This window comes from Hymenobacter segetis, from assembly GCF_054776495.1.
Genome location: NZ_BAAHBV010000002.1, coordinates 1,323,840 through 1,338,845, shown reverse-complemented (window position 1 = coordinate 1,338,845; position 15,006 = coordinate 1,323,840). Strand labels below are relative to the sequence as shown.

Genomic DNA, 15,006 nt, shown 5'->3' with positions numbered 1-15,006 from the left:
ATAGAATGCCCGCAGGCATAGATTGGTTCGGTTGTGCTTGATTTAGAGCGCCTCAAACTGCCGCAGGAAGCGCATGTCATTCTCCGTGAACAGGCGCAAGTCCTTAATCTGGTACTTGAGCATGGCGATGCGCTCGATGCCCATGCCCCAGGCGTAGCCGGAGTATTTCTCGGGGTCGATGCCAGCGTTTTCGAGTACGGCGGGGTCTACCATGCCGCAACCGCCGATTTCGACCCAGCCCGAGTATTTGCAGATGTTGCAGCCCGCGCCCTTGCAAATCAGGCAGGTAATGTCAATTTCGGCGCTGGGCTCGGTGAAGGGGAAGAAGCTGGGGCGGAAGCGGATGTTGATATCGGCCCCGAACAGCTCCTGCACGAAGTAATACACCGTCTGCTTCAGGTCGGCGAAGCTCACGCCCTCGTCAATGAAAATGCCTTCCACCTGATGGAACATCATGTGGGCGCGGGCTGAAATGGCCTCGTTGCGGAACACCCGGCCTGGCATCACGCGGCGGATGGGCAGGGGCTCGGTTTCCATCACGCGCACCTGCACGGTGCTGGTGTGGGTGCGCAGCAAGTGCGGCAAAGCCGGTGCGCCAGTGGCGGCTTCGCCAGTTGTTCCAGCGTTGGCCGCGCCGGCCGCGTGCGACACCGGGGCCACGAAAAACGTGTCCTGCATGTCGCGCGCCGGGTGGTTTTCGGGGAAGTTGAGGGCCGTGAAGTTGTGCCAGTCGTCCTCAATCTCAGGGCCTTCGGCCACGGCGAAACCGATGCGGCCGAAGATGCGCAGCATCTCCTCGCGCACCAGGCTCAGGGGGTGGCGGGTGCCCAGGGCGTTGGGCACCACGGGCAGGGAGTAGTCGAAATCGGGGTTGGCGGGGGCGTTGTCGGCCGCCGCTTCGGCGGCCTGCTGGGCCTCGTCGAAGCGGGCCTGGGCCTGCTGCTTCAGGGTGTTGAGCTGCTGGCCCACAGCACGTTTGTCTTCGGCAGGCACGGTCTTGAGCTGGTCGAACAAGTCGGCCAGCCGGCCCTTACGGCCGAGGTAGCTGATGCGAAAGGCATCGAGTTCGGCGGGATTATTCAGTTCGGCCGTTGTAATTTCGGCCGTCAGCGCGGCAATGGATTCCTGCATCATAGCCCGCAAAGTTACGGCAAGGCTCCGGCCCTGGCCGAACGTTTCGCAAACACATTCAGTTACGCCGTTTATAAACCACCCACGAAAATCTCCTGCCATGAAGCGCGCCCTATTTTTTTTACTTATCAGCGGAGGCTTAGTTACTTCCGCCGCCGCCCAAAGCGGTGGCTGGGACGCCCCGAGTGGCTGGGATACCCCCAAAAAAGCTCCGGCTAAGAAGACCACCAAGAGCAGCACCTCCACCGCGGCCGGCGCGAAAGCCACGCAAAACGGCGGCGCAGCCGCAGTAGCCCCCGAAGCTGCAGGTGCTATGCCGACCCCCGAGGCAACGCCCGCACCGGCTGCGGCCGATAAAGCTGGCTTTGGTGGCGGTGGCGGCAGCAGTGCCGGCGGCGTGGCCAGCGGCTCGGGCATTTCGGTAGCGCCTGGTGCCCCCGTTATCATGCGCGGCGGTCGTAGCGTGATGGCTGATGATGCTGCTGCCATGCGTGAGCGCCGCCTCAACCGCAAGCCGCGCCGCGACAAGCCGTGGCCTCCGCGCCCGGCTACAGCCCTCGCACCTGCCGCGCCAGCTCCTGCTGCTGCCGCCCCAGTAGCTGCTGAGGCTGCTACCGGCGCCGGCAATGCCGCCAACGGTGCCGAGATGGCTCCTACCGCTGCTGCACCCAAAGCCGGCACGCCCGCCAAGGCTCCCGCTAAGGCCGTTGCTCCCGCTCCTGCGCCTAAGAAAAAAGCGCCTGAGCCGCTGGGTTGGTAGTAGCCTGGCTGCGTTGCAGATAAAGCCTCCGGGTTTTTCTCTGCCTGGCATCAATTAGTATTAGAAAGCCCGGTTGTGCCCTGAAAAGGAACAGCCGGGCTTTTTTGCGTCCCGATTTTTCCTTGTGATAAAAACTGAACTGCGGTGCGGCAGCGGGCAAATGGCATTGGATGAGTAGTGAGCTTGGACCTTACCGCCGGGTTTCGCGTATGCCCGGAGCCGGGCTGCTTCGCAACGCTGGCGTTTTCCCTCACCACCCCCAATTCACGCTTATGATTCGTTCTGTTCTCACCCTGATACTGGCGCTGGCCATCGCGGCGGAAGCATCGGCCCAAACGGCCCCCGCGACCAAAACCGCCGCCCGCAAAACCACAACTACCCGCAAAACCACCGCGAAAAAGATGGTGACGCGCAATACCACCGCCCGCCCCGCGCCCGCCGAAACGGGCGGCCGTACCAAAACCGGCCCCGCTGGCAATGGCTCGGTAGGCTCCACGGAAAGCGCCGATGGCAAGGGCCAGAGCGTGTACGCCGCCCCCGGCATGCCCGTGAACGTGGACAACCCCAAGAAGGTAGAAGGCTACAATGGCCCGGCTCCCGCCCGCACCAAAAGCCGCACCACGCTCACGCCCCGGTAAACTCCCGGCTTCTGTCGATGAAACGGCCCGGTTGGTCCGCATTTGCGGGCTGGCCGGGCCGTTTTGCGTGGGCCGGGGAGGAAGCAGAAGAAGTTGGCACGCTTTTCGAAATGTACCCTGACAGCTAAACGAACCAACTTTTACTTCTCAACTTCTTTTTCCTTCAGCCATGTTCCGCTCCATCCTTACCCTCGCATTGTCGGTGTTCCTATTGGCTGAAGCCAGCGCCCAGACCACGCCCGTCGCCGCCAAAAAGAAGACCACCAAATCGGTGAAAGCCTCGGCCCGCGCCGCCAAAAAAGCCCGCCGCGTCGCCCTCAAAACCACCCCCACCACGCCCGTGATGAACGACGGCTGGCCTCCCCTCGAAACCACGCAAACGGCCGTGGCCACCACCACTCCCGCCACCGACGGCGGCTGGGGCCCGGCCTACCCCGCCGCCAGCACCTCGCGCGGCGAGATTGACAACGCCAACGTGTATGCCGCCCCCGGCATGCCGGTACACATGCGCACCAGCAACGGCATGGTGCCCTACAGCGTGCGCCCGCCCCGCAAGTCGGCCGCTACCCAAACCACGCTCGGCAACTAATTCGGCCCGGTGGCGGCCCGGTTGGGGAAATCCCGGCCGGGCCGCTTCTCGTATTGCCAGTCGGCTTCCGTCGTTCGACCTCACCCACTGCGGGCCGTGGTGCGTATGACGGGAGCCGGTTCGCTTTCGGACCCCGCCTAGGCGGCTACTTTTGTATCAGTTCACTTTTTTATTACTCCATCGATGTTCCGTTACTTTTTCGCCACGCTGCTGCTGGTCACCTTTGCCGTAACCGGAGCCAATGCGCAAACCAAAACCCGCGCCGCCCGCAAGAAAATTGCGCCTTACTCGGCGCGGGGCGCCCGTAAGGCCCCCAATATCAACCCCCACACCGGCAAGCCCTACGGCGCCGGCGTGCCCGAGGAAATCAAGAACGGCTCGATGTCGTACCTGGCCCCCAGCATGCCCATGCGCAAGCAGGTAGGCTACCAAAGCAACGGTGGCTACAACGACAACCGCACCCCGCGCCCCCGCTACGTGAAGCCCGCCAACAGCACCCTCACCCGCGACAGCAACGTGCCCGTAGCGCCCGGCAAAACCAAAGTAAAAACCAAGCGCTAGGCCTGGGTTTCCGAAGGGCATTTGCCAAAAAAAAGAACGGTCATGCTGAGCGCAGCCGAAGCATCTCTACCGCGTAACTAATCCTTACAATTGGATTACTACTGCGGTAGAGATGCTTCGGCTGCGCTCAGCATGACCGTTCTATATTTTCCAGGCAGTCCGGTAACCTGAAATCTACGCCGGTTCCGCCACGGTGGTGGCTTCGTAATAAAGCGTGTTGCAGTTTTCGGGACGCAACACCAGTTGGGCCATGGCGCGCACGTCGGCCACGGTCACGGCCTGGATGCGGCGGCTTTCGTCGTTCACCAAGTTAGCGTCGCCTTGCAGCTTGCTGTAGGCCAGGTTCATGGCGCGGTTCAGGAGGTCGATTTCACCGAACACCAGGCTGCTTTCGGCTTGGTTTTTTACTTTTTCGAGCTCGTGGGCGTCCACGTCCTGGGTCAGGAATTCGGCCACTACGGCTTCCACGGCGGCATCGGCGGCTTTAATATCCACGCCCTCGTTCAGCTTGCCGCTGATGACGAGCAGGCCAGGGTCGAGCGAGCCGGTGAGCGACGCCGAAATGTTGTTGAACAGCGCCTGCTCCTTCACCAGCCGCTGGTGCAACCGCGCCGATTTGCCGTGGCCCAGCATGTCGCTGAGCAAATCCACGGCGTGGTAGCGGGCATCGCCCCGGGCGGGCATGTGGTAGGCCTTGTACAGGGCGCTGAGGGGTACTTCCGCGTGGGCGGTGAGGTGCCGGGCTTCGGCCTGGGCAGGCTCCTGGGGCAGGTGGCGCTGGTAGGCCGGGCCGCCGGGAATGGGGCCGAACCACTTCTCGGCCAGTTGGCGCACGTCGGCGGCGCTCACGGCTCCGGCCACTACCAGTACGGCATTTTGCGGGGCGTAGTGCTTCTTGAAAAAGCCGCGCACGTCGTCCATTACGGCGTTTTCGATGTGCGCAATCTCCTTGCCGATGGTGTTCCACTGGTAGGGGTGGGTGTGGTAGGCGAGGGGCTTGAGCTGGAGCCACACGTCGCCGTAGGGCTGGTTGAGGTAACTCTGCTTGAACTCCTCCACCACCACTTTACGCTGCACTTCGAGGCCGTTTTCGGAGAAAGCCAGGTTCAGCATCCGGTCGCTTTCGAGCCAGAAACCGGTTTCGAGGTTGGCGGCGGGCAGCGAGAGGTAGTAGTTGGTGACGTCGGCCGAGGTGAAGGCGTTGTTTTCGCCTCCCACGCGCTGCAGCGGCTCATCGTAGCTCGGAATATTGACCGAACCCGAAAACATGAGGTGCTCAAACAGGTGAGCGAAACCGGTGTGCTCGGCGTCTTCATCGCGCGAGCCCACGTCGTACATCACGTTGAGCACGGCCATGGGCGTGCTGAAATCTTCGTGTACGATGCAGCGCAGGCCGTTATCGAGGGTGAATTCGGTGAAATGAATCATAGAGAAAGCAATGGAATGGGCTAAAGGTACGCGCCGCGCCCGAGGCTGTTAACCGAGGAAAAGCGCGGCGGGTTTGCGACTGCCCCGAAAACCTGCCGGTCTCAGAAACCGACCCTTCGGACACCCCGGCCCTTGCTGGTGCTACATGGGCATTCGGGTACCCAAAACCAGGTACACGAAACCGATACCTGTAGCGTTAGGAAAAACGGCACCCGGAAGTTTAGCCAGAAAAAAACGTCGTTGGTCGGGCAAAATAAGCCATTGGAGCACGAGCCAGGCTCTGACCTCGCCTTCTGCCGGACCTTTATTAGCTGCCCTTGCTCTAGCCCTATGCCCGAAACATTACCCGCCGTTGTGACCCTCGAAGCTCCTGCTACACTAGCCGAGGCCCAGGACCGCATCGCGGCTCTTGAGGCGGAACTGGCGCGGACCCGGGAACAAGCGGCGGCCGCCGCGCAGCAGCGCGATTTCCTCGAAACCATTCTGCACAGCCTGCCGGCCGAAATAGGCGTAGTGGATGCTGAGCTTCGCTTTCAGTACCTCAACCCGGCCGCCATGGCCGACCCCGCCGCCCGCCAGGCAGCTCAGGGCAAAACCCTGGCTGAGCTGTCCCCGCAGCCCGGCTGTCCGCCCGAATTCACCCCCAAGCTCCGCTCCCTGTTCGACCGCGCCTGCGCCGGCCAAGTGGTGGAGTGGACCGAAGTGGTAGCCAAGCCCACCGGCCCGCGCCATTTCCTGCGCCGCCTGCAACCGGTGTTCGGGCCGGATGGAGCGCTGGCATGGTTTATCGGCTACGGCCTGGATGTGACCGACCGCGAGCAGGCCCGCCAGGCTCTGGCCGACGAGCAGGCCTTCACGCGGCAGGTGCTGGACACCACGCCGAGCATGATTTTCGTGCGCGACCGGGCCGGCAAGTTTCTCTTTCAAAACCGTGCCATTCAGCAGCTTGAGGCTGCCGCCCGGCTGGAAGGCGATGCCGACAGCCGCCGCCGAACCCGCGACGCCGAGTTGGCCCGCTTCGCCGAAATTGATGCCCAAGTGATGGACGGCAACCGGGAAATAGTGGTGGAGGACTGCTTCACCCTGCCCGATGGCAGCGTGCGCTGGTACCACTCCACCAAGCGCCCGCTGCACCGCCCCGACGGTACGGTGCACGTGCTGGGCGTGAGCACCGACATCACCGAGCTTAAGGCCGCCCAGCTGGCCGCCGAAGCCGCCGCCACGGCCCGCCAGAACTTCCTGGCCAACATGAGCCACGAAATCCGCACGCCCCTCAATGGCGTGCTAGGCATGGCGGCCCACCTTACCAAAACCCCGCTCGACCCGCGCCAGCAGCAGCTCATCGACATCATGCAGCGCTCCGGGCAGCACCTGCTGAGCGTGGTGAACGATGTGCTCGACATGGCCAAAATCAGCTCCGGCAAGCTGGAAATGGAGCAGGTGCCTTTCAATCTCTGCGATTCGGTGAGCGCCGCGCTCCAGCCGCTGGCCTTGCAGGCTACCGAGAAAGGGTTGGTTTTCGAGGGTACTTCGCTGCGGGCGAGCTATCCCCAACCCTGGGTTATCGGCGACGCGCACCGCCTCAATCAGATTATCATCAACCTGGCCAGCAACGCGCTCAAGTTCACCGAGCGGGGCACCATCAATGTATCGAGCGAGCTGGTGGCGGAAACGGCTGATACGCTCACGGTGCAGTTCAGCGTGGCCGATACCGGCATTGGCATCGCTCTGGCTCATCAGGAGCGCATCTTTGAGAGCTTCACCCAGGCTTATGCCGACACCAGCCGCCAGTTTGGCGGTACTGGGCTGGGGCTGAGCATTGCCCGGGCGCTGGTGGCGCAGCTGGGCGGCGTGCTCACCATGACCAGCGCCGTGGGCCGGGGCACCACGTTTGTGTTCACCGTGACGCTGCCCAAGGCCCCGGTGCCAGCGCTGGCCCCGGCCTTCACCGCCGCCTACGACACCGGCCGGCTGGCTGGCGTGCGCGTGCTGATGGTGGAAGACAACGAAATCAATCGGGCCGTGGCCCAGATGACGCTGGCTCCCTGGGGCGTGGTGCTGGAAGAAGCCGTGGACGGCCCCGCCGGCCTGGCCTGCCTCGAAGCCAAACCCTACGACATCGTGCTGATGGACATCCAGATGCCCGGCCTGAGCGGCGTGGACGTGACCCGCCGCCTGCGCCAGCTGCCCGATGCGCGGCGGGCCAATACACCAGTTATCGCGCTTACCGCCAACGCTTTTCGCTCGGATGTGGAGCAGTACCTCGCCGCCGGCATGAACGATTACCTGGCCAAGCCCTTCGATGAGGAAGTGCTGTACCACAAGATGGTGGCCTTGCTGGATGCGCCAGCCGAGCCGCTCTACGACCTTACGCGCCTGCGCCGTCAGTCGCAGGGCCGCGCCGCGTTTGTAGGCCAGATACTGCGCTCCTTCCAGGCCAACATGCCGCTGAGCCTGACGCAGCTGCACGCCGCCGCCGCCGCCCGGCACTGGGCCCAGGCCGCCGAAATCGCGCATCACATCAAGCCTAATTTGCTGGCCCTGGGCGTGGCCGGCGTGGCCGCGCCGCTGGAAATCCTCGGTTTGGCGCATCCCAAGGCCACGCCGGGCACGTTGCCCGCGCCGGAGGTGCTGGCCGGAGCCGTGGAGCAGCTGGCCGCCGTGGTGGGCCGGGTGCTGACGGCCATGCCGGCCGAGCTCGCCGCGCTGGAAGCCGCCGCCTAAAGCGGGGCCAGCCGCCGCATCAGCTCGGCTTTGTGGAGCTTGCCCACGGGCACGGTGTAGGGGCCCAGCGTGAGCTGGTGGTCATCGATGGCGTCGATGCGGCGGGTGTTCACGATGTAGGAGCGGTGCACCCGCACGAAGTGGCTGAAGGGAAGCCGCTCTTCCAGGTTCTTGAGCGTGACGTGCACAATGTGCTTGTGCGTGGCCGTGACCAGCACCGAGTACGTGGACATGGCCTCGATGTAGTACACGTCATCGAAATTGATGCGCACTAGCTTGCCATTGACTCTGGCGAATACATTGGAATTTTCCATCCTGAGTGGCAGGGCGGGGGCGGGCCGTGGCCGTAAGGCACGTACTTGCTTCACGGCCTGTAGAAAACGGGCGTAGTCCACGGGCTTTACCAGGTAGTCGGCCACGGGCAGCTCAAAGGCCTCGGCGGCAAAGTTGTGGTGCGAGGTAACCAGCACAATGGCCGGCAGCGGCTGCGACAATATCCGAATCAGTTCCAGGCCGGTGAGGTTGGGCATCTCGATGTCGAGCAGCAGCAAGTCAATTGGCGGGTGCGTTTGCAGAAACTGCAGAGCCGTGAGGCCGTCCGGCAGCGTCGCGGCCAGTTCCAGGCCGGGCGTGAGGGCCACGAAATGCTCCAGGGCCAGGCGGCTCATCTCGTTGTCGTCGACGATGACGCAGGTAAGCGGTAGCAGGTCGGGCATAAAATATGGGCAGGGAAGGAGCTGCCTGGGTGGTAGTGGGTGCCAATAGCGGCAAATGGGCAGAGCTGTAAATCGTTGATTGTTAAACCGGATGGTTGTAAGTAAGCACGACTGTAGAATTATGAAAGCAGCACTAGCGGCTGTCAGGCCTCAAGGTGCTGATTTTCTTTTAGGATTCCTATGTTTTTTGCCCTTCCTCCTGTTTTCATCCACTGCTGCGCCACCATCCATAGAGCTGGCCCGCCGGTTTTCATAATATGATGAGAGGAAAAAGCCATGATGGAACTGCCGGGTAAAATTCGGCCGGGGTTCTGAGGGAATGATGAGGAAGGAAAAGCCCTGTGCAGATGCCCGCGCAGAAAGTAGCCCGGTGCGGGTCCTGCTTTCCTACCTTTGCCCACCCAACCCCACCCACTTAGTCATGACTTTTGACCGCCACGACCTCTCCAACGAAACCCTTTTGCACCTCTATCAGCACCTGCTGCGCCCCCGGCTGATTGAGGAAAAAATGCTGATTCTGCTGCGCCAGGGCAAGGTCAGTAAGTGGTTTTCGGGCATCGGGCAGGAGGCCATTTCGGTGGGCAGTACCCTGGCGCTGGAGGCCGATGAATACATTTTGCCGCTGCACCGCAACCTAGGCGTGTTCACGGGACGCGAGGTGCCGCTGGGTCGTCTGTTTGCGCAGTGGCAGGGCAAGCGCACCGGCTACACCAAGGGCCGCGACCGCAGCTTCCACTTCGGCACCAACGAGCACCACATCGTGGGCATGATTTCGCACCTCGGTCCGCAGCTGGCCGTGGCCGGCGGCATTGCCCTGGCCGATTTGCTCGATAAAAATCCCAAAGTGACCCTCACCTACAGCGGCGACGGCGGGGCCAGCGAAGGCGACTTCCACGAGGCCCTGAACGTGGCCGCCGTATGGCAGCTGCCGGTCATTTTCATGATTGAAAACAATGGCTACGGCCTGAGCACGCCCAGCAACGAGCAGTTCCGCTTCAAATCCTTCGTGGACAAAGGCCCCGCCTACGGCATGGAAGCCGTGCAGGTGGACGGCAACAACGTGCTGGAAGTGTACACCACCGTGAAGCGCCTGGCCGAAGACCTGCGCCAAAACCCGCGCCCCGTGCTGGTGGAAGCCCTCACGTTTCGGATGCGCGGCCACGAGGAAGCCAGCGGCACCAAGTACGTGCCCCAGAGCCTGATGGAAGAGTGGGCCGCCAAAGACCCGGTCGAAAACTTCGAGAAATGGCTGCTGGCCGAAGGCATTCTCACCGAAACCGCCAAGCACGGCATCCGCGAAAAAATCAAGGCCGCCATCGAAGCCGGCCTCCAGGAGGCCGACGCGGAGCCGATGCCCACGGCCGACATTCAGGAGGAAATTGCTGACATGTACCAGCCTTTCGACGCGCCCGCCACGGATGCGCCGAAAGATGGACCGACCCGCGAAATCCGCTTCATCGACGCTATTTCCGAGGGCATGAAGCAGAGCATGACGCGCTACCCCGAGCTCGTGCTCATGGGCCAGGACATTGCCGACTACGGCGGCGTGTTCAAAATCACGGACGGTTTCGTGGCCGAATTCGGCAAGGCCCGGGTGCGCAATACGCCGCTGTGCGAGTCGGCCATCGTGGGCATCGGGCTGGGTTTGAGCATCAAGCGCAAGAAAAGCATGGTCGAGATGCAGTTTGCGGATTTCGTGACCTGCGGCTTCAACCAGATTGTGAACAACCTGGCCAAGAGCCACTACCGCTGGGGCCAGAATGCCGACGTGGTGGTGCGCATGCCCACCGGCGCGGGTTCGGCCGCCGGCCCGTTCCACTCGCAGAGCAACGAGGCGTGGTTCACGCACGTGCCCGGCCTGAAAGTGGTGTACCCCAGCAACCCGCACGACGCGAAAGGGCTGCTCTGCGCCGCGTTTGAAGACCCCAACCCGGTGCTGTATTTTGAGCACAAGATGTTGTACCGCAGCCTGAGTGGCCCCGTGCCGGAGGCCTATTACACCACGCCCATCGGCCAGGCCGCGCTGGCGGCTGAGGGCAACGAAATGAGCATCATCACCTACGGAATGGGCGTGCGCTGGGCTCTGCAAACCTGCCAGGATTTAGGCGTGTCGGCCGATATTCTGGACCTGCGCACCCTGCTGCCCTGGGACCAGGAGGCGGTGCGCAAAACGGTGGAGAAAAACGGCCGCGTCCTCATTCTGCACGAAGACACGATGACCGGCGGTATCGGCGGCGAAATCGCGGCCTGGATTGGCGAGAATTGCTTCGAGCACCTCGATGCGCCCGTGCGCCGGGTGGCGTCGTTGGATACCGCCATTCCGTTTGCGCCGCCGTTGGAGGCGGCTTTTCTGCCCCAGCAGCGTCTGCGCGAGCAGGTGCAGGCCCTGCGTAACTACTAGCCGTTGGGTTGGCGCGGTTTTCGCGCGTGGCCCGCGTATCTTTCTCTTTCTGATTTAATTGGTTCTGCCTGCTTTGCGGTGAAATACTGTTTACCCTCCGTCGTGTTCCGGTCCCTGGTGGGCGTGCTGCTGCTGAGTGCGCTGGGCGGCTGCACGCTTTATCACAAGGTATTTCACCCGTACCGGCTGCCCACGCCCAAGCCGTCGCCGGAGTTTATTGCGCAGCAGAAAGAGAAGAAGGAGCACCAAAAGCTGCAGAACGACCTGGCCAAATCGGCCGCTTCGGCCAAGAAGAAAGCGGGCCCCGACGCGCCGGAAGCCGCCACCGATGTCTCCACGCCCAGCAACGACGGGGCCACGGCCAGCGCCAGCACTACCGCTGCCAAAGGCAGCGTGTACCCCGAGCGTTCCACGGTGCGGTACGACAAGCACGGGCTCATGAAAAAGCCCAAGCTGAACCGCCGCAAGCGCCACAAAGTGAGCAAGGGCTTCCATCCCATCGAGTCTATCCGCAACTTCTTCAAATACGGCCTCCATGCAAAACCCAACTACAGCCCCGACCACCGGCCGGCGCCCAAGCAGCCCAGCACGACGCCCGAACAGGAATTGCCCGATGAAGCCATGCCCACTCCAGCCCCAGCCGCGCCTGCTCCGGAGCCCGCGCCCACTGGCAAGCCTTAGCCGGCTGCTGGGCCTGCTGGCCGTAGCGGCATTTTTGCTGAATGCCGCGCCTGCCCAGGCTCAGATTGAGCGCGTGAAGCCCAGCAAAATAAAAGCCGCCAACCGCCGCGCCCTGCGCGAAGACCGCACCACCGATTCGCCCTATAAAGACAGCCACCTCGACGTGACCAAGGTGCAGCTCAAGCGCGGCCAAAGCACCCAAGCCGTACCCGAAACCCGCAAAGACCTCAACTACAAATCCGGCACCGCGCCCAACGTGCAGCCCCCCGGTTTCCTGGGCCTGCGCCGCCGAAAAACCACCCTGCAACGCCCGCCCAACCAAGCCAGTAGTAAGAAGGAAAAGGCCAACGAAAAAGAATGAGCCGCCCGGCGGGAATCTACTGGCCGTAAGTTGTTGTAGTGTACCCGCGCGCCAACCCGGCGCCATTCAGCCGGCCCCAAGTCTTCATCCAATCCAAAATATCGCAATGTCCACTCCCTGGCTTCCCCTCACCCAGTCCGACGAAATCATCCAGCTGGCCCAGGCCTCGCACGAGCAGCCGGTGCTCATTTTCAAGCACAGCACCACCTGCTCCATCAGCGCGGCGGCCAAGAGCAAGATTGAGCGCCAGTGGGCCGATAGCGGCCTCGACCTGCCCATCTATTACCTCGATTTGCTGCGCTTCCGGCCCCTGTCGGCCCAGGTGGCGGAGCAGTTCAGTATCCGCCACGAGTCGCCGCAACTCCTGCTCATCCAGGCCGGCGAATGCACCTACGACGCCTCGCACATGGGCATCCGCCTCGCCGATGTGAAGCAGGCCGTACAAGGCTAGCAACCAATAGTAAATAAGTGAACGGCTACCCGGTTTCATGCGTTGAAACAGGTAGCCGTTCACTCATTTTAAACCCTTGACTATTTGTACTCGAACACGATGTTTTGCCGCACGTCCGGGTGCAGGCTCAGGCCTACCGGGCAGGTGTGAGCCGAGCGTTCCAGCAAGGTGCGTTCAGTAAGCGCCAGGGTGGCGGGCAGTGTAAACGTCACGTCGATTTGGGCAATGCGGCGCGGAGCTTCCGTGCTCATGTGCTTCACCACGGCAAAGGTGCTGCCCACCAGGTCCCACTGGTGGCGCTCGGCCACAATGCCCATCACCGTCATCATGCACGAGCCCAGGGCCGTGCTCACGAGGTCGGTGGGGGAGAAGGCTTCGCCCCGGCCGTGGTTGTCGGTAGGAGCGTCGGTTTGAATTACATTGCTTGAGGCAACGTGTGTGGCTTCGGTGCGGAGGTGGCCCGCGTAGCGGGCAGTGGCGGTGTTCATTAAGTCAGGAAGTTACCTTTACGAAGTTGTTTGTTCTTTCGCTAATTTACGTATTACTTGGTGCGCCGCGTTTTCGGCGTCGGTTCGGGTCCCTTTTCGGTTAAAGATTATGCGTTTTTTTCCTGCACCTACCTACCGCTGGGGCCTGCTGGCTGCCGGCCTGCTCACGGCCGCCGGCGCGCAAGCCCAGGACCGTGCTGCACCGGCCGCCACCACCACGCCCGCCCCGCCTTCCCGCTCCGCGTCGGCCCCGCTGCGCTCGGACATGCTTTCCGACGCCCCTTCCGATGAGCAGTCGTACCAGAAGGAATTCGTTTTCGGGGTGAACTTCAACACCCAGGGCGGCCTGCTGGGTGGCGCGTCCATCCGCTCCACGCGCGTGCTGGAAGGCCGCCTGCTCCGCTTCTGGAGCCTGGAGGGCGTGATGCTGAAAAACAACGACAAGGAAGAGCGTTACAATACGCTGATTGGCGGCACCTACATCAACCGCAAAACCAATTACGGGTTCGTATTGCGGCCTTCGGTGGGTGTGCAGCGCATCCTGTTCCGCAAGGCTGCTGATGCCGGCGTGCAGGTAAATGCCTTGTTGAGCGCAGGTCCATCATTCGGCCTGCTGATGCCTTACTACATCAGCTACGACCGCACGGCCACGCGCACGAACGTCATCAATCTCTCGACCGATGAAATTGTGAACGAGCAGTACGACCCCTACAAGCATACCATTGTGGGCGCGATTCTTGACCACGGCCCCTTGTTCAGCGGCATTGGCGAAACCAAGGTGGTGCCCGGCTTCCACCTGCGCGGGGCCCTCAGCTTCGAGTACGGCCGCTACCGCGATGCGGTGACGGGATTAGAAGCGGGCTTTCTGGTCGAAGCCTTCACCAAGCGCATGGTCATGCTCAGCCCCAGCATTCTGTCCGACACCGATGTGCTGAACCGCAAGTTCTTCCCCTCGGTGTACCTGACGCTGTATTTCGGGCACCGCTCGTAAGGCTTCGCTCAATGAAGAATTGAGAATTAGGAATGGAGAATTCGGACTGGGACGTCGCCGGATAGGCGAGGCGCATCAATTGCGCCGTAAATTTGTTAGTGCTTAGTATCGAATGGGCCGAGGGTAATTCCTCCTTCTTCATTCCTCATTCCTCATTGAAACAATGATTGATTTGCCCGTTATCCAGCCCGAAACGGCTGCCCCCGCCCGCCCCCGCAAGCCCGACTGGCTGCGCGTGAAGCTGCCCGTGGGCGAAGAATACGCCGCCGTGCGCCGCCTCGTCGACGAGCACAAGCTGCACACCATCTGCGAGAGCGGCAACTGCCCCAACATGGGCGAGTGCTGGGGCGCGGGCACGGCCACGTTCATGATTCTGGGCAACATCTGCACCCGCTCGTGCTCGTTTTGCGCCGTGGCCACCGGCCGCCCCACCGAGTACGACCTCGACGAGCCCCGCCGCGTGGCCGAGGCTATCAAGCTCATGAAGGTGAAGCACGCCGTGCTCACCTCTGTAAATCGCGACGAGCTCAAGGACCGCGGCGCCAGCGTGTGGCGCGAAACCGTGGTACTCACCAAGCAACTCAGCCCCGAAACCACCATCGAAACCCTGATACCGGACGTGAAAGCCAACTGGGACGCGCTCGATGTAATGATTTCGGGTGGCCAGGAAGTGATTTCGCACAACGTGGAAACCGTAGGAAGCCTCTACCGCCTCGTGCGCCCGCAGGCCCGCTACGACCGCAGCTTGGAGCAAATCCGCCGCACGAAGCAGGCCGGCCACCGCACCAAATCCGGCATTATGCTAGGCCTGGGCGAAAAGCCCGACGAACTGTACCAGGCCATGGACGACCTCGTGGCCAATGGCCTCGACATCCTCACCCTCGGCCAGTACCTGCAGCCCACCAAGCGCCACCTCGAAGTAGCCGAGTTCATCACCCCCGACCAATTCGCTCACTACAAAGAAGAAGGCTTGCGCCGCGGCCTGAAATACGTGGAAAGCGGCCCGCTGGTGCGCAGCTCCTACCACGCCGAGCGCCACGTGAACGTGCCCGTGTAAAGGCATTTGAGTGGACCGGTGTAGCTTAG

General features: G+C 62.4%; 15 protein-coding genes. 11 read left to right on the top strand and 4 right to left on the bottom strand.

Going from position 1 to position 15,006, the window contains the following annotated elements; genetic code table 11:
• Positions 1-42: 42 nt before the first annotated feature.
• Complete coding sequence (pheS, locus tag ACYU70_RS16100; RefSeq protein WP_425293309.1) at positions 43-1,131, bottom strand: phenylalanine--tRNA ligase subunit alpha; 1,089 nt, start codon at positions 1,129-1,131, stop codon at positions 43-45.
• A 100-nt stretch (positions 1,132-1,231) separates the two neighbouring features.
• Between pheS and ACYU70_RS16095 the strand changes: the two genes are divergently transcribed.
• From ACYU70_RS16095 to ACYU70_RS16080, 4 genes are all read left to right on the top strand, one after another.
• Positions 1,232-1,891 carry a hypothetical protein gene (locus tag ACYU70_RS16095; protein ID WP_342295156.1) on the top strand — a complete coding sequence of 220 codons (660 nt, stop codon included), beginning with the start codon at positions 1,232-1,234 and terminating at the stop codon, positions 1,889-1,891.
• A 272-nt stretch (positions 1,892-2,163) separates the two neighbouring features.
• Positions 2,164-2,529 (top strand): hypothetical protein, encoded by a 366-nt coding sequence (locus ACYU70_RS16090; RefSeq protein ID WP_342295158.1) that lies wholly within the window; start codon positions 2,164-2,166, stop codon positions 2,527-2,529.
• A gap of 169 nt (positions 2,530-2,698) precedes the next feature.
• Positions 2,699-3,118: a hypothetical protein gene (locus ACYU70_RS16085; RefSeq protein WP_342295160.1), complete on the top strand. Its 420-nt coding sequence runs from the start codon at positions 2,699-2,701 to the stop codon at positions 3,116-3,118.
• Between the two features lie 183 nt (positions 3,119-3,301).
• Complete coding sequence (locus tag ACYU70_RS16080) at positions 3,302-3,679, top strand: hypothetical protein (RefSeq protein WP_342295162.1); 378 nt, start codon at positions 3,302-3,304, stop codon at positions 3,677-3,679.
• Between the two features lie 174 nt (positions 3,680-3,853).
• Here ACYU70_RS16080 and ACYU70_RS16075 read toward each other — a convergent pair whose 3' ends face one another.
• The gene (locus ACYU70_RS16075; protein WP_342295163.1) at positions 3,854-5,107 is read right to left on the bottom strand and encodes a M16 family metallopeptidase; all 1,254 of its coding nucleotides are present in this window, start codon (positions 5,105-5,107) and stop codon (positions 3,854-3,856) included.
• 330 nt (positions 5,108-5,437) lie between these two features.
• Between ACYU70_RS16075 and ACYU70_RS16070 the strand changes: the two genes are divergently transcribed.
• Entirely contained in the window at positions 5,438-7,831 is a 2,394-nt protein-coding gene (locus tag ACYU70_RS16070) for an ATP-binding protein (protein ID WP_342295164.1), read from the top strand.
• Here ACYU70_RS16070 and ACYU70_RS16065 read toward each other — a convergent pair.
• Positions 7,828-8,547: a LytR/AlgR family response regulator transcription factor gene (locus ACYU70_RS16065; protein ID WP_342295166.1), complete on the bottom strand. Its 720-nt coding sequence runs from the start codon at positions 8,545-8,547 to the stop codon at positions 7,828-7,830. The genes ACYU70_RS16070 and ACYU70_RS16065 overlap by 4 nt on opposite strands.
• Positions 8,548-8,968: 421 nt before the next feature.
• Here ACYU70_RS16065 and ACYU70_RS16060 point away from each other — a divergent pair, with 421 nt between their 5' ends.
• The 4 genes from ACYU70_RS16060 to ytxJ all read left to right on the top strand — a co-directional run bounded on the left by ACYU70_RS16060 (position 8,969) and on the right by ytxJ (position 12,441).
• Positions 8,969-10,948 (top strand): alpha-ketoacid dehydrogenase subunit alpha/beta, encoded by a 1,980-nt coding sequence (locus ACYU70_RS16060; protein ID WP_342295169.1) that lies wholly within the window; start codon positions 8,969-8,971, stop codon positions 10,946-10,948.
• 102 nt (positions 10,949-11,050) lie between these two features.
• Complete coding sequence (locus ACYU70_RS16055) at positions 11,051-11,629, top strand: hypothetical protein (RefSeq protein WP_342295172.1); 579 nt, start codon at positions 11,051-11,053, stop codon at positions 11,627-11,629.
• A complete protein-coding gene (locus tag ACYU70_RS16050; protein ID WP_342295175.1) occupies positions 11,562-11,990 on the top strand; it encodes a hypothetical protein in 429 nt (142 codons plus the stop codon). Before ACYU70_RS16055 ends, ACYU70_RS16050 begins: the two co-directional genes overlap by 68 nt.
• A 106-nt stretch (positions 11,991-12,096) precedes the next feature.
• Positions 12,097-12,441, top strand: a complete 345-nt coding sequence (gene ytxJ, locus ACYU70_RS16045) for a bacillithiol system redox-active protein YtxJ (RefSeq protein ID WP_342295176.1) — start codon at positions 12,097-12,099, stop codon at positions 12,439-12,441.
• Between the two features lie 80 nt (positions 12,442-12,521).
• On the opposite strand, the gene ACYU70_RS16040 is transcribed toward ytxJ, so the two are convergent.
• The gene (locus ACYU70_RS16040) at positions 12,522-12,929 is read right to left on the bottom strand and encodes an OsmC family protein (RefSeq protein WP_342295179.1); all 408 of its coding nucleotides are present in this window, start codon (positions 12,927-12,929) and stop codon (positions 12,522-12,524) included.
• Between the two features lie 109 nt (positions 12,930-13,038).
• On the opposite strand from ACYU70_RS16040, the gene ACYU70_RS16035 reads away from it, so the two are divergent.
• Together ACYU70_RS16035 and lipA are read left to right on the top strand one after the other, a co-directional pair.
• Complete coding sequence (locus ACYU70_RS16035; protein WP_342295181.1) at positions 13,039-13,920, top strand: hypothetical protein; 882 nt, start codon at positions 13,039-13,041, stop codon at positions 13,918-13,920.
• 163 nt (positions 13,921-14,083) lie between these two features.
• Complete coding sequence (gene lipA / locus ACYU70_RS16030) at positions 14,084-14,977, top strand: lipoyl synthase (RefSeq protein WP_342295184.1); 894 nt, start codon at positions 14,084-14,086, stop codon at positions 14,975-14,977.
• Positions 14,978-15,006: the final 29 nt, after the last annotated feature.

What these genes read in the sequence shown, in the direction of transcription:
- ACYU70_RS16050 (WP_342295175.1), top strand. Translation starts at nt 11,562, where the DNA reads ATGAAGCCATGCCCACTCCAGCCCCAGCCGCGCCTGCTCCGGAGCCCG.
- ytxJ (WP_342295176.1), top strand. Translation starts at nt 12,097, where the DNA reads ATGTCCACTCCCTGGCTTCCCCTCACCCAGTCCGACGAAATCATCCAG.
- ACYU70_RS16035 (WP_342295181.1), top strand. Translation starts at nt 13,039, where the DNA reads ATGCGTTTTTTTCCTGCACCTACCTACCGCTGGGGCCTGCTGGCTGCC.
- ACYU70_RS16080 (WP_342295162.1), top strand. Translation starts at nt 3,302, where the DNA reads ATGTTCCGTTACTTTTTCGCCACGCTGCTGCTGGTCACCTTTGCCGTA.
- ACYU70_RS16075 (WP_342295163.1), bottom strand. Translation starts at nt 5,107, where the DNA reads ATGATTCATTTCACCGAATTCACCCTCGATAACGGCCTGCGCTGCATC.
- lipA (WP_342295184.1), top strand. Translation starts at nt 14,084, where the DNA reads ATGATTGATTTGCCCGTTATCCAGCCCGAAACGGCTGCCCCCGCCCGC.
- ACYU70_RS16085 (WP_342295160.1), top strand. Translation starts at nt 2,699, where the DNA reads ATGTTCCGCTCCATCCTTACCCTCGCATTGTCGGTGTTCCTATTGGCT.
- ACYU70_RS16070 (WP_342295164.1), top strand. Translation starts at nt 5,438, where the DNA reads ATGCCCGAAACATTACCCGCCGTTGTGACCCTCGAAGCTCCTGCTACA.
- ACYU70_RS16060 (WP_342295169.1), top strand. Translation starts at nt 8,969, where the DNA reads ATGACTTTTGACCGCCACGACCTCTCCAACGAAACCCTTTTGCACCTC.
- ACYU70_RS16040 (WP_342295179.1), bottom strand. Translation starts at nt 12,929, where the DNA reads ATGAACACCGCCACTGCCCGCTACGCGGGCCACCTCCGCACCGAAGCC.
- ACYU70_RS16090 (WP_342295158.1), top strand. Translation starts at nt 2,164, where the DNA reads ATGATTCGTTCTGTTCTCACCCTGATACTGGCGCTGGCCATCGCGGCG.
- pheS (WP_425293309.1), bottom strand. Translation starts at nt 1,131, where the DNA reads ATGCAGGAATCCATTGCCGCGCTGACGGCCGAAATTACAACGGCCGAA.
- ACYU70_RS16095 (WP_342295156.1), top strand. Translation starts at nt 1,232, where the DNA reads ATGAAGCGCGCCCTATTTTTTTTACTTATCAGCGGAGGCTTAGTTACT.
- ACYU70_RS16065 (WP_342295166.1), bottom strand. Translation starts at nt 8,547, where the DNA reads ATGCCCGACCTGCTACCGCTTACCTGCGTCATCGTCGACGACAACGAG.